The sequence below is a fragment of the Nostocoides sp. HKS02 genome (assembly GCF_009707485.1).
GTDB lineage: Bacteria > Actinomycetota > Actinomycetes > Actinomycetales > Dermatophilaceae > Pedococcus.
In genome coordinates this window covers 3330244-3350158 of sequence record NZ_CP046121.1, presented here as the reverse complement: position 1 = coordinate 3350158, position 19915 = coordinate 3330244, and the positions used below count along the sequence as shown (strand labels likewise).

The window sequence follows — 19915 nt, the reverse complement described above, 5'->3', positions numbered from 1 at the left end:
GGACTCGAAAGGACCAACGTTGTTGACTTTCACCACGAAGCGAGGCTCTGCGGGCTTCGTCGGCTTGAGCGCCTTGTGCCTCATGGCCGCCGCCGCCATGGCCACCCCTGCCGTCGCAGCCTCCGCCCAGGGAGCCGGACACTCCGCCGGATCCCGTCCCTCACCCAACCCGTACTCCCCCCAGGCAAACGGCCACGGCTACCGGCACGGCGCCTTCGCCACGCGTGACACCAACTCCAAGATGCAGGCCTGGGCGCATGCCAACATCGCGGCGACCGGCCCGCAGACCCTGTCCTATGGCGGCGGGGTCGACGGGATCGGTGTCACGAGCGGCACTCCGAAGGTGTACCTCGTGTTCTGGGGCACCCAGTGGGGCACCTCGAGCACCGACGGCAACGGCAACCTCGCGTTCAGCAGCGACAGCGCCGGCGGGGCCGGCAAGCTCCAGCAGATGTTCAAGGGTCTCGGCACCAACAACGAGCTGTGGTCCGGCGTCATGACCCAGTACTGCGACGGGTCGCTGGTGGCGAGCGGCGCCACGTCCTGCCCGTCCGGCGCACCGCACGTCGGCTACCCGACGGGCGGCAACCTGGCCGGTGTCTGGTACGACAACTCGGCGGCCGAGCCCAGTGCCGCCACGGGGGCCCAGCTCGGGACCGAGGCGGTCAAGGCTGCCGGCCACTTCGGCAACACCACGGCTGCGAGCAACCGTTACGCGCAGTACGTCGTCCTGTCGGCCAAGGGCCTCAACCCCGACAGCTACAAGACGGGCGGGTTCTGCGCCTGGCACGACTGGAACGGCGACGTCGGCGTCAGCTCCAGCTACGGCGACATCGCCTTCACCAACATGCCCTACGTCATGGACCAGGGCACCAGCTGCGGCCAGAACTTCGTCAACTCCGGGTCGGCCGGTACGACGGACGGCTACACCATGGTCGAGGGTCACGAGTACGCCGAGACCATCACCGACCAGAACCCGGCGGGTGGCTGGACGAACAAGACCGGAGGCAGCTACAACGGCCAGGAGAACGCCGACGAGTGCGCCTGGATCTCCCCCGGCTCGGCCGGTGGTGCCGGCAACGTCGCGATGGCCACCGGCTCGTTCGCCGAGCAGGCCACCTGGTCCAACGACACCAACCGCTGCGACCTCTCGCACACGGTCGTCGGTGGTTCGACGGGCAACACCGTGTCCGTCACCAACCCAGGGAGCCGGACCGGCACCGTCGGCACCGCGACCAGCCTGCAGATCTCGGCCAGTGACTCGGCCTCCGGCCAGACCCTGACCTACTCGGCCACCGGGCTCCCGGCGGGCCTGTCGATCAACTCGTCCACCGGGCTGATCTCGGGCACCCCGACCACGGCGAGCGCCTACACCGTCACGGCCAAGGCCACGGACACGACCGGGGCGAGCGGCAGCGCTACCTTCACCTGGACGATCTCCAGCGGTGGCACCGGCTGCTCCGGCCAGCTCCTGAGCAACCCGGGCTTCGAGTCGGGCGCGACGGGCTGGACCGCCAGCACGGGCGTCATCGGGGTCAACGGTCCGTCTGAGCCGGCCCGTTCGGGTAGCTACGACGCGTGGATGGACGGCTACGGCACCAGCCACACCGACACGATCTCGCAGTCGGTGACCATCCCGGCCGGGTGCTCGGCAACCCTGACCTACTACGTCCACATCGACACGGCCGAGACCACGACCACCTCGGCCTACGACACGCTGAAGGTCAAGGTCGGCTCGACGGTCCTGCAGACGCTGTCCAACCTCAACGCGGCGAGCGGCTACCAGGCCAAGACGGTCAGCCTCTCGGCATACGCGGGGCAGACGGTGACGCTCACCTGGACCGGGACCGAGGACACCAGCCTGCAGACGTCCTTCGTGGTCGACGACACGGCGGTGAACCTGTCCTGACCGGCCAGCGCAGTACCCGCGGGGCGGGCTCCCTCACGGAGTCCGCCCCGCGGCATACCCGGGGCGGTCAGGCAGCGGCGTAGGCGACGGCCAGGGCCGCGCCGAGGCGGGCGTTGTGGCGGACCAGCGCGATGTTCGTGTCGAGGGAGCGGCCACCCGAGAGCTCCACGATGCGGCCGAGCAGGAACGGAGTGATGTCCTTGCCGCGGATCCCGCGCTCGTCGCTCTCGGCGAGGGCCTGCTGGATGAGGCCGTCGATCTCGCCGGCGGGGATCTCGTCGACGGCCGGCACGGGGTTGGCGACGGCGATGCCGCCTCGCAGGCCGAGCGACCACTTGGCCCGCATCATCTCGGCGAGCTCCCCGACGGAGTCGACGCGCAGCGGGGCGCGGTGCCCGCTGGACCGCGAGTAGAACGAGGGGAACTCGTCGGCGCCGAAGGCGACCACGGGCACGCCGAGGGTCTCGAGCACCTCCAGGGTCAGGCCGATGTCGAGGATCGACTTCACGCCGGCCGAGACGACGGTGACGTCGGTCTGTCCCAGCTCGGTGAGGTCGGCGGAGATGTCCATGGTGGTGGCCGCGCCGCGGTGCACGCCGCCCAGCCCGCCGGTGACGAAGACCGGTATGCCGGCCAGTGCGGCGAGGCGCATGGTGCTGGCCACGGTCGTGGCGCCATGGCCGCGGCGCGCGATCACGTGCGGCAGGTCGCGCAGGCTCACCTTGGCGACGTCGGGGTGGGTCGCCAGCGTCTCGAGGTCGTCGCGCTCGAGCCCGATCCGGGGAACCCCGTCGAGGACCGCGATGGTGGCCGGCGTGGCGCCACCGTCGCGGATGATGCCCTCGACCTCGACCGCCATCTCGACGTTGCGGGGGTAGGGCATGCCGTGGCTGATGATGGTGCTCTCGAGCGCCACCACGGGCGCTCCCGCGGCCAGCGCGGCTGCCACCTCGGGGGCGAGGCGGAGCGCGGGGTGGGGGGTGGTCATCGGTTCTCCTTGGTGGGGCGCGGGCTGGGTCGGTGCAGCTCTGCGTCGACGAGCTGGGCGGTGAGGTCGGGTCGGACGGTCTCGGGGCTCGCCACGGTGAGCGCGGCAGCCATCTGTCCGAAGCGCGCCGCGTCGGCGGGGGCGTCGCCGCGCAGCAGGGCGTGGACGAACGCTGCGGTCATCGCGTCGCCCGCGCCGGTCACGTCGGCGACCTGAACGGCCGGAGCCGCGAGCGCGGTGACCGTCACGGTGCCGTCGTCGGCGACGCTGCTGAGCAGGCTGCCCCGGACGCCCCGCCGCACCCAGACGTGCCGGACCCCGAGGGCGTGCAGCCGGCGGGCGGCACGGGAGATGCCGGCCCTGGTGTTGGGGACGGGTTCACCGACCAGGGACTCCAGCTCGTCGTGGTTCGGCGTCAGAGCGGCGAGTGGGCGCGCCGGGGAGAGGCTGACTGCGAGGTGGCTCGCCTTGGCGACGCTGACCGGGTCGAGGACGACCTGCACACCGTGGGCCGCGGCAAGGTCGAGCAGCCACAGCGCTGGCGCGGTCGGCAGGTTCCCGTCGAGGACCAGCAGGTCGGCGTGGGCGAACAGCTCGCGCGAGGACTCGAGCTGGCGGACCGTGAGCTGGTCGGTGACGACCATGTTCGAGACTGCGACGACCAGCTCACCGGTCGAGTCCATCACGGCGAGGTAGGTGCCGGTGGGTCCCTCGGCGGGGATCAGGTGGTCGACGTTGACGCCCGCCGCGCGCGTCGTCGCGACGAGCTGGTCTCCGAACGCGTCGCGGCCGACCGGCGCAACAAGGTGGGTCGGGCTGCCGAGCCGCGCGAGGTTCTCGGCGATGTTGCGCCCCACCCCGCCGGGCGTGGTGATCGCCGCTCCGGGGTTGGAGGTGCGCAGCTGTGCGCGGGAGCTCGAGTGGGCGCGGATGTCCATGTTGGCGCCGCCGACCACGACCACGGAGTGCGTGTCAGGACGCACGACGTAGCCGCGCCCCAGGATCACGCCCTTCTTGGTGAGGTTGGACAGGTGCACCGACGCCGCCGCCTTGGTGCTGCCGACGCGTTCGGCGATCGCTGCTGCGTCCAGCAACGGCTCGGCACGGAGCAGCTCCACGATGTCTCGCTCGCGTTGCGTGAGGCTCATACTTGGGATCATAAAGCATCTTTGGCTTTCCAAGTACCCCTCGGATGCCCTCGACCGCCCTCGACGGCTCCGCCTGGGCAAGAATGGTGCGCATGGCGCTGGCCGTCTGCTTGCTGTTCGACCCCGGCACCGACCGGGCCATCCGCCAGCTGTGGCACCGGCTCGAGTCCGGCGGCACCCGGACCCTCGCCACGCACACCCACCGCCGACACGTCCCCCACCTGTCGTATGCCGTGTTGCGGACCTTCGACGTGGCAGCCGTCGCCGCCGCGCTGGCCGACCTCCCCCACGGCGAACCACTGACCCTCCGGTTCGACGCGGTCGGCCTGTTTCGGCGCGGCCGGGCGGTCCTGCTGCCCTCCGCCAGCGCGGACCTCCAGATGCGCCAGACCGCCGTCGTCGGAGCATGCGAGGCCACCGGCGCAGACCTCCACCGGCACTACCGGCCGGGGGCGTGGATCCCGCACAGCAGCCTGGCCACACGGGTGCGTCGGGCCGAGCTCGGGGAGGCGGCGGCCGCGGCGTTCGACATCCTGCCGATGGAGGCGGTCGCCGAGACGTGCGTGCTCATCGACAGCTCAACGGGCCAGCGGTGGTCGCTCGCACACCTCGTCTAGCGAGAACAGTCAGGGTCGGGCGTCACGCTCGGCGAAGTCGCGAACCGCCCGTCGGAGCAGGTCCTCGGCGGACACACCCTGTTGGCACGCGCGGGCGACGAGGGCCAGCATGGCGAGGCCTAGGTCTGAGTCGGAGGCGGGCTCGTCGGAGGTCGGGGGGTGCGACCAGGCCTGCGAGGTCTCCGCCCGTGCGCTCCCAGCGAGCCAGGACCTTCTCGGCGGCCAGCAGGCTCGGCAACGACCTCGGTATGCCGTGGAGCAGGCTCTCGTGGCCGGCCTCCCCACCCGTGTGGCCTGCCTTCGCGGCGCGCTCCTGAGCCTTGATCTGCTCCCAGGCGCGCTCGACCTCCTCAGGACTCGAGGCGTCCGCGTCGGCGAAGACGTGCGGATGACGGCGGACCAGCTTGTCGACGATTCCCCCGGCCACGTCGTCGATGTCGAACGGTTGGGCGGGGTGCTCCTGGGCCACGCGGGACTGGAAGGCAACCTGGAGGAGTACGTCACCGAGCTCCTCGCGGATGTGGTCGCGGTCCCCCGACTCGATCGCCTCGGCCGCCTCGTGCGCCTCCTCGAGGAGGTACTTCACGAGCGACTCCTGGGTCTGCTCGGCGTCCCACGGGCAGCCCCCGGGCGAGCGCAACCGGTCCATCACGGCCACGAGGTCCAGCAGCCGGGAGCCGGGGACGTCCCACGACCCGACCAGCACCTCCACCTCAGGCGGCTCGGGCAGCCGCGACACCTCGGAGGCCACCGCGTCGGTCAGTCCCGGGTCACCGTCGGCAGAGCCCACCCAGACCACGGTGCGCGAGGCTGCGTCGCCGACAAGGGTGCGAGCCAGCTCGGGTGGGGCCACGGCTCCGAGGTGAGTCACCGGCATACCGGCCTCGACGAGCGCCTCGGCGAGCGGCTCGTCGGGGTCACGCGCGAGCAGCGCGTCGGCGTCTTCGAGGGTGCGCCACGCGGCGCGGGTGAGCAGCCCCGGCGCGATCCGTGGGCTGCCGATGAGCAGCGTGAGGCGCCCGGGCACCGACCGCTCAGCCCTGTGCTGCGGGCGCTGGAATGGCCTTGATCCAGTTGGGCGTGGCCGCCCCGACGCTGAAGTTCTGGCGATCGAGCTTGCCGTAACGGGGGTTGAGCGTGATGTCGGCCTTCTGGAGGGCCTGCAGCACCTGCATCTGCTCCGCCTGGCTGAGCACGGCGGGGTTCTGCGGGTTGAACGCGTCACTCGTGCGCACGATGTCGATGGCCGCGGTGTTGAGCTTGTCGGTCCGGAGCGCGGCCTTCACCGCACTGTCGGACAAGCCCTTGCCTGCACCGTCGGCGACCGTGCGCGTGAACGGCGCGCGCAGCAGCAGCGTGAGGGCGGTGGCGTTGTCGAGGTGCGCCCCCGGCGCCGCGGCGTTGAGCTGGCTCACGGCGGTGAGGAGCTGCTGCTCGGTGATGCGGTCACCGTTGACGACTGCCGCCGTGCCGGCCGTGGCACACCCCGAGACCGCGAGCACCCCCACGGCTACTGCCGCCACGATGGACGCTCGCAGGGCCCCCGAAAACCGGACCCGCGACGATGGTGCCGGACGTGCCTTCACTGACATCCCTCTCTCACGACTCTTCTCCACGACTCGACGCATCTCAACGACTCGATCGGGCCGACATCGCACCCGACTGGGTGCCAACCCGGGCGGCGTCGGCGACGCTGCCCAGCAATACGGCCCGGATCAGGTCGCTGGCCCACTGCAAGACTGCCGTGTCTCGCAGCGGTTGGCCACCCACCCGGGCTGTCATCGGCTTCGGCACGAGAATGGTATGCACCGCGTCCTTGACCAACGACTTCGGGTAGAGCCGCTGCAGGCGGAGCATGCCGGACTCCGGCAGCTCGACCGGGCCGAAGCGGACGTAGTTGCCCTGCACCGAGATGTCGGCCACCCCAGCCTGGCGCGCGACGGTGCGCAGGCGGGCGACCTCCATGAGGTTGCGGACCGGCTCGGGCAGCGGGCCGTAACGGTCGACCAGCTCGGCCTCGATCTCCGCCAGGGCGGGCTCGTCGACGACGCTCGCGAGCTTCTTGTACGCCTCGAGGCGCAACCGCTCGCCCGGCACGTAGTCGTGGGGCAGGTGGGCGTCGACCGGCAGCTCGATCTTGATCTCGGCGGGCGCCGTCTCGCCATCGCCGCGGAAGTCGGCGACAGCCTCGCCGACGAGCCGGACGTACAGGTCGAACCCGACGCCCGCGATGTGGCCGGACTGCTCGCCACCGAGCAGGTTGCCGGCACCCCGGATCTCGAGGTCCTTCATGGCGATCTGGATGCCCGACCCGAGGTCGGTGTGGCTGGCCATGGTCTGGAGCCGGTCGTGAGCCGTCTCGGTCATCGGCTTCTCGGGCGGGTAGAGGAAGTAGCAGTAGGCGCGCTCCCGGCCGCGGCCCACGCGGCCCCGGAGCTGGTGGAGCTGGCTGAGGCCGAGCACGTCGGCGCGCTCGACGATGAGGGTGTTGGCGTTGGAGATGTCGAGCCCGGTCTCGACGATGGTCGTGCACACCAGCACGTCGAACTTCTTGTCCCAGAAGTCGAGGACGACCTGTTCGAGCTTGTGCTCGCCCATCTTGCCGTGGGCGGTCGCCACCCGGGCCTCGGGCACCAGCTCGCGGATGCGGCTCGCGGCGCGCTCGATGCTGGAGACCTTGTTGTGGACCAGGAAGACCTGGCCCTCGCGGAGCAGCTCGCGCCGGATCGCTGCCACGATCTGCTTCTCGTCGTAGCCCCCGACGTACGTGAGCACCGGGTGGCGCTCCTCGGGGGGCGTGGCGAGCGTGGACATCTCACGGATGCCGGTGACCGCCATCTCGAGCGTGCGCGGGATCGGGGTCGCGGACATCGCGAGCACGTCGACGGCGGTGCGCAGCGTCTTGAGCTGTTCCTTGTGCTCGACGCCGAAGCGCTGCTCCTCGTCGATGACCACGAGGCCGAGGTCCTTGTAGCGGATCTCGCCGCTGAGCAGGCGGTGCGTGCCGATGACGAGGTCGACGCTGCCGTCGGCGAGGCCGGCCAGGGTCTCGCGAGCCTCCTTGTCGCTCTGGAACCGGGACAGGGCCTTCACCCGCACCGGGAACTGTGCGTAGCGCTCGGAGAACGTCTGGAAGTGCTGCTGCACCAACAGGGTGGTCGGCACGAGCACCGCGACCTGCTTGCCGTCCTGGATCGCCTTGAACGCGGCCCGCACCGCGATCTCGGTCTTGCCGTACCCGACATCACCGCAGATGAGCCGGTCCATCGGGACTGTGCGCTCCATGTCGGCCTTGACCTCGTCGATGGAGCTGAGCTGGTCGGGGGTCTCGACGTAGGCGAAGGCGTCCTCGAGCTCGCGCTGCCAGGGGGTGTCGGGCGCGAACGCGTGGCCGGCCGTGGCCATCCGCGCCGAGTACAGCTGGATCAGCTCTGCCGCGATCTGCTTGACGTACTTGCGCGCCCGGCCCTTGGTCTTCTGCCAGTCGCTGCCGCCCATGCGGTTGAGCGTCGGCTGCTCACCACCGACGTAGCGAGTGATCTGGTCGAGCTGGTCCGTCGGCACGAACAAGCCGGTCGGCGGGCTGCCCCCGCTTGGAGGGCGCGTACTCGAGGACGAGGTACTCGCGGGTGGCACCACCGACCGTGCGCTGCATCATCTCGACGAACCTGCCCACGCCGTGCTGCTCGTGCACGACGAAGTCGCCGGGCTTGAGCTGGAGGGGGTCGACCTGGTTGCGCCGCCGAGACGGCATCTTGCGCATGTCCTTGGTCGAGCCCCCCTGGCCCGGGGTGCCCGTGAGGTCGGTCTCGGTGATGAGGGCGAACCGGCTTGCAGGAGAGATGAATCCGCTGCCCACGCTGCCGGTCGTCAGGTGCACGACGCCGTCGGACAGATCCGTGAGGTCGGCGTCGAGCCGGGCCGGGACGGACTCACCAGACAGCACCTCGGCGACGCGACGCGCCAGACCGGCACCCTCGGTGACGACCACAACGCGCCAGCCGTCGCTCACCCAGCGCTGCAGGTCGGCGACCGCGTCAGGGGTGCTGCCGCGGTACCGGGGCGCTTCCTCGAGCCCGGTGTTGACGACCGCGGCGTCGTCGTCGGCGAGCTCCTCGTCGGCAACGAACGGGCCGAGGTCCCACCACGGCATACCGGCGTCGCGGGCGTGGGCGCGCAGGTCGGCGAGGTTCCAGAACGACGCGGTGCCCAGGACGCCCTGAAGGTCGATGGGGACGGCGTTGCCGGCGGCCGCGTTGGCCCAGCCGGCCTCCAGGAACTCCTGGCTCGTCGCGACCAGGTCGTGCGCGCGCGTGCGGACGCGCTCGGGGTCGCAGACCACCACGGCGGTGCCCTCGCGCAGGGTGTCGAGAACGCTCTCCATGCCGTCGACGAGCGCAGGCGCAAGGGACTCCATGCCCTCGACCGCGATGCCCTCGGCGAGCTTGCCGAGCAGGTCGACGGCTCCCGGGAGCTGGTCCATGAGGGACCGGGCGCGGTCGCGCACGGCGTCGGTGAGCAGCACCTCGCGGCAGGGCGGCGCCCACAGGCCGTGCTCGGCGACCTCGAGGCTGCGCTGGTCGGCGACCTTGAACCAGCGGATCTCCTCGACGGTGTCGCCCCAGAACTCGACCCGCACCGGGTGGTCCTCGGTCGGAGGGAAGACGTCGAGGATGCCACCACGGACTGCGAACTCACCGCGGCGCTCGACGAGGTCGGTGCGGACGTACGCCGCGGCCGCGAGGTCCTCGACCACCTGCTCGAGCGGAGCCTCGTCGCCCGCCTTGAGCGACACCGGCGTCAGCTCGCCGAGGCCCTGGGCCACGGGCTGCAGGACCGCGCGGACCGGGGCGACCACCACGTCGAGCGGGCCGTACGTCGGGTCGCTCTCGTCGGGGTGGGCGAGCCGCCGGAGCACGGCCAGGCGTTTGCCCACGGTGTCGCTGCGAGGGCTCAGCCGCTCGTGGGGCAGGGTCTCCCACGCTGGGAAGTCGGCGACCCGGTCGGGGTCGAGGTAGCAGCGCAGCGCGCTCACGAGGTCCTCGGCCTCGCGCGTCGTGGCCGTGACCGCGAGGAGTGGGCGACCCGCGCGGCGGGCGATGGCCGCGACCAGCGCCGGCCGGGCGCCGGCCGCCACCGTGATGTCGGCGGTGGGTGCCGGGCGCTGCGCGACGGCGAGGGCACGGGTGACGCCCGGGTCGGCGGCAAGTGCGTCGAGCAGCGGGGCGAGGGTCATGAGCGGGCTCCTGGTGGACAGGCTGCGTCCTTGGACAGCGCAAACGCCCCACTGCAAGCGCTGGCGGGGTCCTCCCAGCCTAACCGTCGCCGCGGACCGCCTCCGTGCTGCCCGGGCTGCCCGCTTCGCGCGCCCGGGGTATGCCGGGATCGGCGGGCTCGCGGCATACCCCGTCGTGGCGCGGGGCTCCCGCGCCGGCCCTCTCCCCGAGCCGGCGCGGGCCCCGCAGTCCAGTGCCGGGTCCGCGGGGACGCCCGCTCCCCGGCTGCGCTGCTGTGCGACACGCTAGCCAGCGGTGTCGATCGGCAACCAGTCTCGTTTGCCGGAGGTGTCCCTACAGCATCAGGTGTAGGACGTCGTGCGGGCCGTGGAGGACCATGGGGCCAATGGGGACAGGGGTCGGCGAACGGACGCCGGACACGACGAGGAGGGGCGTCGGGCACGCCCGGATCCATCGCGCGCCGATCCGGAGCAGGGCGAGCTGGCCGACGTGGCTGGCCTTTGGTCTCACCGTGCTGTTCCTCGCGAACACTGCCCTCGTCGCGACCGGCGTCACCCAGTCGTTCGACGCCCGGGCCGTCCATGCGCTGCGGCCCGGCGACATGTGGGGCCCCTCGCAGCTGCGCTGGGCGCCCTGGATGTCGCGGCTGCGGCCCCAGCACATGTACATCGCGCTCGCTGGCACGTCGCTGCTCATGTCGGTGTGGCGTCGGTCGCCGTGGCCGCTGGCGTTCGGCGCGGTGCTGGCGGGAGCCTCCGCCGGGCTCACGGTGCTCCTCAAGTTCGTCTTCGAGCGGCCCGACCCACACGGCTTCGTGACACCCACGGGCGGCAGCTACCCGTCAGGTCACATCATCGCGGTGGTCGTGTGCCTGGGTGGATGCCTGCTCGTGGTGTGGCCACGGGTGCACTGGTGGCTGTGGACGCCGGTGGTGACGGCTGCGGCCCTGATGAGCGCGAGCCTGCTCACTGCGGCAGCGCACTGGCCCACGGACGTGCTCGGTGGAGTCCTCCTCGCACTTGTCGTGGTGAGCGCCAGCAGCCGGCTCCGGTTGCGTCGCAGAGCGTGTGAATCCCGTTCCGCCACAGAACGTTCAGCTCGGCCATGACAGCCATCGGCCCCGCGAGCGGACGGCAGGACGTCGGTGGTGCTCAGGTCACAGATCCGGACATCGTCATCGCCACGATCATGCGGGAAGTGGGCGGCTCAGGCGTCCAGAGCCACGTCGAGACCCTCCGCTCCTTTGCCCACACTGCGGGCCGGCCAACGACGCTCGTCACGCCGTTCTCCGCGTCGTCACCGCTGCTGCGACCGGTGTTCGCGGCGCGACTTGCAGTGCGCCTCGTGAGCAGACCGGCCGGGGTGTGGTGGTACCGCCACTGGCACGGTCACTACCTCGGCACCGCGTTGTCCGCTCGCCTCCGCACGACTACCGGGCCCGCCGTCGTCTACGCGCAGGACCCCGTGTCCGCGTCGGCGGCACTAGCGGTCCGCACCACGGAGCCTGTCGTGATGGTGGTGCACTTCAACGTCTCGCAGGCGGACGAGTGGGCCGACAAGGGTGAGCTCCCGCGGGGCGGTCGGACCTATGCGTCCATCCGCGCCCTGGAGGAGGACGTCCTGCCGCGGCTCGACGGCCTGGTCTACGTGTCCCAGTTCATGCGCTCCGTCCTCGAGGACAGGATGCCTGCGCTGCGGGCACTGCCGGGCATCGTCATCCCGAACTGTGTCGCGGCCATCGAACGACCGGCGAGTGAGCCGGTCGCGGACCTCGTCACGGTCGGCGCCCTCGAGCCCCGCAAGAACCAGGGCTACCTCCTCGAGGTCCTCGCGGCCGCCGCGCAGCGCGGGCACCGATACTCCCTCACGGTCATCGGCGACGGCCCGGACCGCGGCCGGCTCGAGCGTCAAGCAGCACGCCTCGGGCTCACGGGGCAGGTAAGCTTCGCCGGCTACCAGGCAGATCCGCGCCGGCTCATGGCCGGCCACCGGCTCTACTGCCATACCGCCCGCATGGAGAGCTTCGGGATCGCGCTCGTGGAGGCGATGTCCGAGGGGCTTCCGGTCCTCGCGGCCCCCGTCGGTGGCATTCCCGAGGTCGTCCGCCCCGGGGTCGAGGGGGGAGGCCTGGCCGCTTGCTGACCCGCGGGCCGGAGCGGACCGGTTGATCGCGATGATGGCGGACCCAGCCCGACTCATGGCGATGGGGGCCGCCGGCTGGGCGCGGTCCGTCACGGATTTCTCCTCCGAGGTACAGGTCCCCCGCCTGCTCGACTTCCTCAGGTCGGTCGAGCAGCGGCGGTCAACCGGTCGCTGACGTCCGCAGGGCGCGCTGCAGACCCTCGACCGGGTGGGCCATGGCGAAGCGGTAGATGTCGAGGAGCTGGTCGAGGTTGGCTTCCGGCTGGAACCGACGCTCGTAGCTCGCGCGCGCCCGTCGCCCGAGCTCGACGTAGCGCTGCGGGTCACGGTCCAGATCGGTGAGGGCTGCGGCGAGCGAGGTCGGGTCGCCGGCGCGGTACAGCGACCCGTCGGCACTGTCGCCGATGAGCTCGGGGAACGACCCGCGGTCGGGTGCGATCGGGGCGACGCCGACCGCCATCGCCTCGACCGCGACGAGTCCGAAGGTCTCTTCCCACTGCGAGGTCACGACGGCAGCCAGTGACCGGCCTAGGACGGAGACTGCCTTGTCGCGGGGCACGAGGCCCACGACCTCCACGGAGGGATGGTGTGCCGCCCAGGCGCGGACGGCATCCTCCATGGGCCCGGCACCGACGACCACGAGCCGCAGGGCCGACGACGGGCTCTGGGCGCGGAAGGCGTCCCACGACTGCATGAGCAGCGGGATGCCCTTGGCGGCGTCGAGCCGTCCGACGTAGGTCACCTGGTGCTCGGGCAGGCGTGGAGAGGGCGCGGGCGAAGGCGGCGAGACGACCAGGTTGTGCTTGACGAACACCCGGTCGGCCGGGAGCTCCAGGGCCGACATCAGGTCCCGTTGCGAGGCCGAGATGAACACGTATGCCGAGAGGAGCCGTTGCCACGCCGAGCGGTGAGCGGCATTGGCGGCGACCACCGGGATGGTGGCCAGGTGCGACCCGCGGTAACAGCCGTGCTGCACACCCGGCATGCCGATGCCGGTGGCGCAGTCGTGGCACGGCTGGCCGGCCCGGAAGAAGTCACCGGTCGCGCAGAGCAGCCGGTAGTTGTGGAACGTGGCCACGGCCGGAACACCGGCCTCGAGACAGGCGTGCAGGACCGACGGGCTCAACAAGCGGGAAGGTGTTGTGGATGTGGACGACGTCGGGCCTGGTCGCCGCGATCGACCTGGCCAGGTCACGCTTGACTGCGCCGTTCCACACCACGCGCGCGGGCAACGAGGCCTTGCGCGCCAGCGACCAGCCCGCGATCTCGTCGCTGTCGCGCTCGAAGGTCCCGACCCAGTGACCCGCGGCGCGCAGGGCGCTGCGCTCCTGGTCGGCAACGATGTTCTCACCGCTGGGCGCACTGGACCGGTAGCGCCCGTGGACGACGAGGATCCTCATCGGGCACCGCGAGCCGGTTCGGGGACGAGCAGCGACGCGGCGACGACCAGGTCGAGCAGGTATGCCGAGGCGTCGCTCGTCCCGGTCTCGGTGAACGAGGCGACGATCGTGTACACCGTGAGGAAGAGGGCCACCGCGCGCCTCGGCCCGCGGACATGGGTCACTGCCAGGCCGAGCAGCAGCAGGAGGAACATGACCTGGACGACGATGCCGAACCACCCGAGGTCGAGGTAGCTGGCGACCCAGTTGCTGTCGATGGGCAGTCCGTCGAAGGACTTGTTGGACAGGCCGTTGCCGAAGATCTCGTTGAGCCGTGGGCGTTGGGTCTGGAGCAGGGCCGACCAGACCTTGGTGCGCCCCGTGAGCTGGCTTGCATCCTGGGCCGTCTGCCCACGAGCCGCCCAGCTGACGATCTGCTGGGCGAACACGGTGCCCACGACGACCCCGACGACCAGGGTCGTCGCCGAGGCGCGCCGGACCCGGGCATGCCCGAGGAACAGGCTGGCGGACGCGATGGCCAGGCCGATGAGCACGCCGAGCACCGCAGTCCTCGTGTGGGTCCCGAGGAGCACCGCGATGCTCACCACGATGGCCACGAGGGCGTGTCGGCCGCCGATGACGCGGCACATCCACAGGACCACCGAGGTGCCGAGCAGAAGCCCGGCGTAGTGCGCGACCTGGGGCGACGGGATCGGCCACACCGCGCCGGCGAGTCGGCCCTCGCCGGCGAAGGCCTTGCCCGGGCCGAGCGCGACGCCGAGGATCACCGAGCCCAGGGCGGCCCACAGGCACAGCCGGTGGGCTCGCAGCAGCAGCATGTCGCGTCGCCCCCACCAAGGGGTGAGGAGCCAGAGGCACACGACGAAGCCGACAAAACGCAGCGCCCGGTACGTCGAACCGACGAAGAACTGGCTGTGGATGCTGACGATGAGGGCAACGACCACCATGACGGTGACGAGCACGAGGAACAGGTTGGGCCGGATGACTATTCGCGGGTTGACGAGAAAGACGAGGACGAGCGCGAGGACGAGCGAGCCCTGGGCGAACACCTGGTTGACCGAGTGCGGGATCGGCAGGACGGTGGGGTTGCTTGACGGCGTGAGGACGTTGAAGAACAACGCGGCCCAGGCGAGCAGCAGCATCCGCGGCACCGCGGCGGCGGCGGTGCGCAAGGGCGCCCGGCCCACGGTGTCGAGGCCGGGCGGCCTCAGCCTGAGCCGCTCGACGACGGTCATGGCGCCGTGGTGGGGGTGGCCACCCTCGTCGCCAGCGGATCGCCCAGCCCGAGGCTCTCGTCCGTCTCGTCGACCCCGACCATCATCGCGAACGGCAGGGCGAGCCCTGCGGCCCGGATGAGCTCGGCGGTCGTCTCCAGCAGCTCCGCCGTGCACCGGCCCGCGCTGACCAGCGGGATCACCTGGTCGACCCAGGACCGGAGGTTCTCGACCTCGATGCCGGGGTCGACCTCGACCAGGGCGATGACGACCTCGGCGGCATCCCACGCCTCCCTCAGCGGGTGGCCGACGGGCAGGTCGCTGACCGGTCCGTGTGAACCACGCGGGCCCACGGCCAGGTTCGGAACACCGGTCGGCCTGAACACGTGCGCTGCATCGGCACGGGACACGTGGCGAACCAGGGCACCGCCCGCGCTGAGGTCGACCAGGAAGACCGAGAGACCGAACACCCGCAGGTGGCTCGCGACGGCGGCGATCACCGCGGCTGCGACGCGCGCGTTGCTTCCCACAGCGGCGACGGCCACGTTCGCTGCCCACGGCACCGGGGTCGTCGGCTCCGGCTTCGCCAGCTCGGAGGTGAGACCCCGTGGGACGATCGCGGACTCGAGGCCGTAGACGAGCGCGTCCAGGTCACGCCGGCGCCATGGCGCGCGAGCCCGAAGCCGCTGCCGCGCGCGTCCCCACCGGCGTTCCAGAGGACCGGGCGAGGTGATGCTGAAGCGCACCGGTGCTCCGAGGGCCACGGCGACCTCCTGCCGGCGCCGCAGCCGTTCCGAGGTCAGCGCCCGGAAGAGCACCAGCCCCATCCCGAGCGCAGCACCCCCGATGAGCCCGGAGCCGACGTCGAGCGCCATCGCCTTCTTCGCCGACGGCCGCACGGCCCGGGCTGCGTCGATGACATGCGTCGAGGAGATCGCCGCATCGGTCTGCAGCGTGGCGTCCTCGGAGGCCTGCTGCATGGCGGTGATCTGCGTGTTCAGCTCGGCCCGACGGGTGAGGATGTCCGAGGCCTGGGTCTGGCCGGCCTGCCCCTGCTGGCTGGCCTGCGCGTACTCCTGGTTCAGCACCGTGATCTGCTGCTGCATCGAGGTGACTCGGGCCTGGTACCCCGACACGAGGCCGCTGGTCAGCGATCGCAGCTGCTCCGCGCGGAAGGCCAGGTACTGCTTGGTCACGGCATCCGCCCCTGCCACGGCAGCCGCGTCGGTCGGCGCGGCGACCGAGATCTTGAGGACCTCGGTCGTGACGGGGTCCGCCATGACGGTCGCCTGGAACTCCTCGGGCGACATCCCGAGCTGCAGGTCCCGCACGGTTCTGACGGCGACCTCGCGGGTGGCGAGCAGGCTCACGTCCGTCGCCATCGCGGAGGTCGGGTCCATCGTCGCCGGGTGCGCCATGAGCACCGTGACGGTCCCGGTGCTCACGGGTGGCAACAGGACCACGGCGGCCAACCCGACGTAGGCGCCGAGGACGGCGAGCCCGACCCACGTGTGCCAAGCGCGCCGCAGGGAGTTGCGCAGGTAGTGCCACGTGCCGAGCAGCGGCCGCGGCATACCGGAGAGCTCGGCATCGCGAGCTTCGTCCTCGATGTTCCATGCGATGTCGATCATCGGACCCTCCGGCGGGCCTCCAGCGTCGTCGCCTCCCCCGGACGTGTGGAGCCGGTCATCAGGGACGGGAGCGGCAGGTGCTGGGCCCGCTCCGTCGGGAGCAGGCGTCCCGTGGTGCGGTCGAGCGGGTCGGCGTCGACGATGACGATGCGGTCGATCGCGTGCCCGGCCTCGTCGGCCGCGAGCGCCACCCGCGCGAGGTCCTCGGGCGTGGCTGCCCCGGAGGTCACGGCGAGCAGCGTCACCGCCCGGCCCACGCCGGGGACGGCGAGCTCGGGGTGCTGCCGGTTCGTCACGGCGAGGTGGACGACCAGCTGGGCGGCAGGACGCACGTCGGGCCGGGTGTCCACCCACAGCCGCGGTCGTAGCTGTGCATCCGGCGGGAGGCTCGCGCAGGCGGCCCACAGCGCGTTCGCCGACTCGTGGTGCTGCGCGGTGACGAGCTGGGTGACTGTGCCCGTGGAGGCGGCCAGCGAGGCGAACTGTGGTCCGGCAGCCAGCGCCGGCAGGTCACCGGCCAGGGTGAGGACCACGACCTTGGCGGGCTGCGGCGGATCCTCCAGCTCGCCCGCGAGGCTCACCGGCGTGCCCGGCGTCACGACCCGGAGGAGCTGGCGAAGGGCCCACAGCTCCACGCTGTCGGGCGCATACGACTCCAGCAGGCTGGTCCACCCGGCGACCGAGCGAGGCGCCCGGCTCTGGATCGAGGCGGCGACAGGGATGCCGACGGCGTCGGCGATCTGGTCGCGGGACCGCAGGGTGCTTTCCCGCCGACCGCGCAGGACGAAGAGGAGCCCGGCCAGCAGGAAGGCCGCACCGGCTCCGGCACCACCGAACAACGCCGCCTGCAGGGCGACGGGCCTGCTGATGCCCGGCGATGCTTGCTGGATCACACTCGCGCCGCCGCCCGGCTGCCCGTCGAGGGGCTGTGCTGCGTCGGCTTCCTTCTCGATCTGGTCGATCTGCAGGACGGTCTTGCCCTGCTCGGCCGTGAGCTCGCCGAGAGCGGCGGCATCGGCCTTTCCGGCGGCTGAGGAAGCGCTCTCGTGGGCCAGACGCCCCTGGGTCTTGGCGATCTCGGCGTTCATCGCCGCCAGGCTGTCCTTGAGGGTGCTTTCCCGGGCCGCCAACGCCTTGCGCGCGGCCTGGCCCAGCGAGCTCGCCGCGGCCTGCAGGTAGTCGACCTCCGCCTTCGCCACAGCATCGGACAGGGCTTCGGCAGCCGCCGCGGTCGGCCCGGTGGCCGTGATGCTCAGGACATCGGTCGTCGGCGCGATGATCTGCACCCGGCCGGCCACCTGGCTCGGCCGCAGCTGCGGGCTGACCGAGCGCCCGGCAGGCCCCAGCACGGCCTCGCTGTTGGCGATCTGGACCTGGGTGTCGATGCTGTGGGTGCCCACGGTGCTCGAGGCCTGTGGGATGGGCGGGAGGAGGACGATGCTCGTGCTGAGGTAGGACGGCGGAACCCGATAGCCGAGAGCGCCTCCTGCGAGCGCCCCGAGCACGAGGGCGACGATCAGGGCGCCGAGGTGCCGGCGCAGGATCGCCGAGACCGACTTGAGGTCGATGATCTGCTCGCTCACGGAGCCACCTCACGGTCGGAAGAGCCGGCGTGCTGGGCCACGAGCGTCGGAACGACGGACAGCTCGAGGACGCTCGTGAGGGAGAGCACGCCGGTCCAGGCCCCGGAGCCGACCAGCGTGGCGCTGGGGACGCGTTCGCCGAACCGTGGTGAGTACCACCCGAGGACGGGCGACGTCTCGCCACGGTGCGCTGTCCACGACAGCTGTGGGGGCAGGGACAGACGCCCGCTGCGGCGGTCCATGCCGTCGGCCCAGGAGAGCTCCGCCACCCCGTCGCCCAGCTCCACGTCGACGTCCGGGCCGAGGTGCCAGGCCAGACGCAGGGTATGCCGGGCGGACCCGGTGAGCGTGTCCTCGACCCGCAGCGTCCGCTCGCCGGAGTCGAGCGTGACCTGGCGGTCGTGACGGAGCACCGGGTCGAGACGGGTGTACCCGAGGTGGTGGCCGGACCAGGTCTGGACGTCGCCGGCGAGGTCGGCGTCGTCCACGCCTGACACAGCCGAGCTGGTCCAGAGGAACGGTCCGCCCTCGACGGACTGGCTGGTCCCGTCGACCTCCACCGTGTTGTGGCCGAGGGTGGAGCGGAAGTACGTGCGCCAGTCCGGGTCGCCGTGGTAGCAGTAGGTTCCGGGGTCCGCGAGGACGTCGATCCCGCCGACCCGCACCTCCACCGACAGCGCGTCGGCCTGCCCGTGCGCGGCGATGGACCCGAAGCCGTGCGGGCCGCCGTCGCACCGGCACCAGATCTCTGGCTCCGCTCCGGCGGGGGTGCGGAGCACGTGGGTGCCGGCATCGTGGAAGGCACGAGGCCTGACCTGCGGGCGACCGCGAACCTCGGCCCGGGAGGCGAGCGCGCCGACTGCGGTGCTCGCGACACCGGGCGCGATCGGTGGCCACCAGTCGCCGGCACCGACGATGGCGGCGCCAGTGGCGAGCAGCTGCGCCCACGGGTCGGCCCCAGGTGCGTCGAGCACGAGCCCGCGGCCGTCGTCGCCGTCGCCCTGTCGTGGCGGTCGGCCGGTCGTGTCGAGCAGGGCGGCAGCGGCGTCCAGCGACGAGGCGAGCAGCCGTCTCGTCGGCTCCTCGAGCGGTCGACCCGCGCGATCCGCCTCGGCGAGGGCCAGCAGCCCGAGCTCGGTGACGAAGCGGTGGTAGTCGGTCGCCTGCTCGCGGTTCACCCCACTGGAGAAGGTGTTCGCGGCCAAGGTCGTCTCGAGCTCGGCAGCTGCCGCGGCACCCCACCGCTCGCTCTCCTCGAACCAGGGAAAGGCGCACGCGCCCACAAGCCTGCCGACGGCCTCGGCGACGGCGTGGTTGTTCGCCGACGAACCCCGGCTGCGGAAGGCGGCCAGGTACTCCTGGTGCCACCTCACCTGCCGCAGCGCCTCGTCGTCGTCCTCGAACAGGCTGCTGGCACCGGGCCACCCGTCGAGCAACCGGCGCACCCACACCCAGCTCGTCAGCCGGATGCCGAGCTCGATCCCGCTGGTCCAGTGCACGCCGGAGAGGAACGGGTTGGCCGCCCACCAGGACCGCAGCTGCGCGGCGACGCGCTCGGCATACCGCTCGTCACCGGTCAGCCAGTATGCCGCCGCGAGCACCGTGAGGTGGTGGTGGCGGGACAGCTCCCAGACGGACTTGACGTTCCCGGTGACTCCCTCGTCGCGGTGGTCGATGCGAAAGGCCAACCCGTCCTGCGGGGCCCGACGCCCGGTGACCGGGTCGAGGAACCAGTCGGGGTCGACCAGGTCGTGGCGCAGCACGCCCAGCACCGTCCAGTCGCCCGCGAGCAGGCGGTCCGCGGCGGCAACCACGGCATCGCGGGCTGCGGCGGGCACCTCTGCGCGAGCACTCGCAGGCAGGACCGCGGCGAAGGTGCGGTGCGTCAGTAGCCCGGGGACGGGACCCGTCACGGCTGCCCCCGACGGCACGCGACGGCGCGCCCAGAGTGCCTGTCGGACCCGGTCGCCCACGCGCCAGCCCACCTCGGCGGGCGACATGCCTCGCAGTCGGCGGACGTACCAGCCCAGGGACCTGCTCATGGCG

Annotated in this window: 14 protein-coding genes and 1 pseudogene; 4 read left to right on the top strand and 11 right to left on the bottom strand. The window is 71.8% G+C overall.

Annotated elements, in window-relative coordinates; translation table 11 throughout:
* The first annotated feature begins 22 nt into the window (after positions 1–22).
* Complete coding sequence (locus GKE56_RS16105) at positions 23–1909, top strand: Ig domain-containing protein (RefSeq protein ID WP_230209036.1); 1887 nt, start codon at positions 23–25, stop codon at positions 1907–1909.
* Between the two features lie 67 nt (positions 1910–1976).
* On the opposite strand, the gene GKE56_RS16100 is transcribed toward GKE56_RS16105, so the two are convergent.
* Both GKE56_RS16100 and GKE56_RS16095 read right to left on the bottom strand, forming a co-directional pair.
* Positions 1977–2897, bottom strand: a complete 921-nt coding sequence (locus GKE56_RS16100) for a pseudouridine-5'-phosphate glycosidase (protein WP_154685409.1) — start codon at positions 2895–2897, stop codon at positions 1977–1979.
* A complete protein-coding gene (locus GKE56_RS16095) occupies positions 2894–4045 on the bottom strand; it encodes a carbohydrate kinase (RefSeq protein WP_154685408.1) in 1152 nt (383 codons plus the stop codon). The genes GKE56_RS16100 and GKE56_RS16095 overlap by 4 nt, the downstream gene beginning before the upstream one ends.
* A 92-nt stretch (positions 4046–4137) precedes the next feature.
* On the opposite strand from GKE56_RS16095, the gene GKE56_RS16090 reads away from it, so the two are divergent.
* A complete protein-coding gene (locus GKE56_RS16090) occupies positions 4138–4662 on the top strand; it encodes a 2'-5' RNA ligase family protein (protein ID WP_154685407.1) in 525 nt (174 codons plus the stop codon).
* 22 nt (positions 4663–4684) lie between these two features.
* On the opposite strand, the gene GKE56_RS16085 is transcribed toward GKE56_RS16090, so the two are convergent.
* The 3 genes and pseudogenes from GKE56_RS16085 to mfd form a co-directional block, all read right to left on the bottom strand.
* Positions 4685–5689, bottom strand: a complete 1005-nt coding sequence (locus GKE56_RS16085) for a MazG family protein (RefSeq protein WP_154685406.1) — start codon at positions 5687–5689, stop codon at positions 4685–4687.
* Positions 5690–5696: 7 nt separating this feature from the next.
* Positions 5697–6185 (bottom strand): hypothetical protein, encoded by a 489-nt coding sequence (locus GKE56_RS16080; RefSeq protein ID WP_154685405.1) that lies wholly within the window; start codon positions 6183–6185, stop codon positions 5697–5699.
* A gap of 106 nt (positions 6186–6291) precedes the next feature.
* Positions 6292–9898, bottom strand: a pseudogene (gene mfd / locus GKE56_RS16075) (transcription-repair coupling factor).
* Positions 9899–10410: 512 nt separating this feature from the next.
* On the opposite strand from mfd, the gene GKE56_RS16970 reads away from it, so the two are divergent.
* Both GKE56_RS16970 and GKE56_RS16065 read left to right on the top strand, forming a co-directional pair.
* On the top strand, positions 10411–11007 hold the full coding sequence (locus tag GKE56_RS16970) for a phosphatase PAP2 family protein (RefSeq protein WP_195908185.1): 597 nt from the start codon (positions 10411–10413) through the stop codon (positions 11005–11007).
* Complete coding sequence (locus GKE56_RS16065; protein ID WP_154685403.1) at positions 11004–12041, top strand: glycosyltransferase; 1038 nt, start codon at positions 11004–11006, stop codon at positions 12039–12041. Before GKE56_RS16970 ends, GKE56_RS16065 begins: the two co-directional genes overlap by 4 nt.
* Before the next feature lie 160 nt (positions 12042–12201).
* On the opposite strand, the gene GKE56_RS16060 is transcribed toward GKE56_RS16065, so the two are convergent.
* The 6 genes from GKE56_RS16060 to GKE56_RS16035 are packed head-to-tail and all read right to left on the bottom strand — an operon-like array spanning position 12202 to position 19911.
* The gene (locus GKE56_RS16060) at positions 12202–13119 is read right to left on the bottom strand and encodes a glycosyltransferase (protein WP_154685402.1); all 918 of its coding nucleotides are present in this window, start codon (positions 13117–13119) and stop codon (positions 12202–12204) included.
* Positions 13076–13441, bottom strand: a complete 366-nt coding sequence (locus GKE56_RS16055) for a hypothetical protein (RefSeq protein WP_154685401.1) — start codon at positions 13439–13441, stop codon at positions 13076–13078. Before GKE56_RS16055 ends, GKE56_RS16060 begins: the two co-directional genes overlap by 44 nt.
* On the bottom strand, positions 13438–14676 hold the full coding sequence (locus GKE56_RS16050; protein WP_154685400.1) for an O-antigen ligase domain-containing protein: 1239 nt from the start codon (positions 14674–14676) through the stop codon (positions 13438–13440). The genes GKE56_RS16055 and GKE56_RS16050 overlap by 4 nt, the downstream gene beginning before the upstream one ends.
* Entirely contained in the window at positions 14673–16286 is a 1614-nt protein-coding gene (locus GKE56_RS16045) for a hypothetical protein (protein ID WP_154685399.1), read from the bottom strand. The genes GKE56_RS16050 and GKE56_RS16045 overlap by 4 nt, the downstream gene beginning before the upstream one ends.
* On the bottom strand, positions 16283–17869 hold the full coding sequence (locus GKE56_RS16040; protein ID WP_154685398.1) for a hypothetical protein: 1587 nt from the start codon (positions 17867–17869) through the stop codon (positions 16283–16285). The genes GKE56_RS16045 and GKE56_RS16040 overlap by 4 nt, the downstream gene beginning before the upstream one ends.
* On the bottom strand, positions 17866–19911 hold the full coding sequence (locus tag GKE56_RS16035; protein WP_154685397.1) for an alginate lyase family protein: 2046 nt from the start codon (positions 19909–19911) through the stop codon (positions 17866–17868). Before GKE56_RS16035 ends, GKE56_RS16040 begins: the two co-directional genes overlap by 4 nt.
* Positions 19912–19915 lie beyond the last annotated feature (4 nt).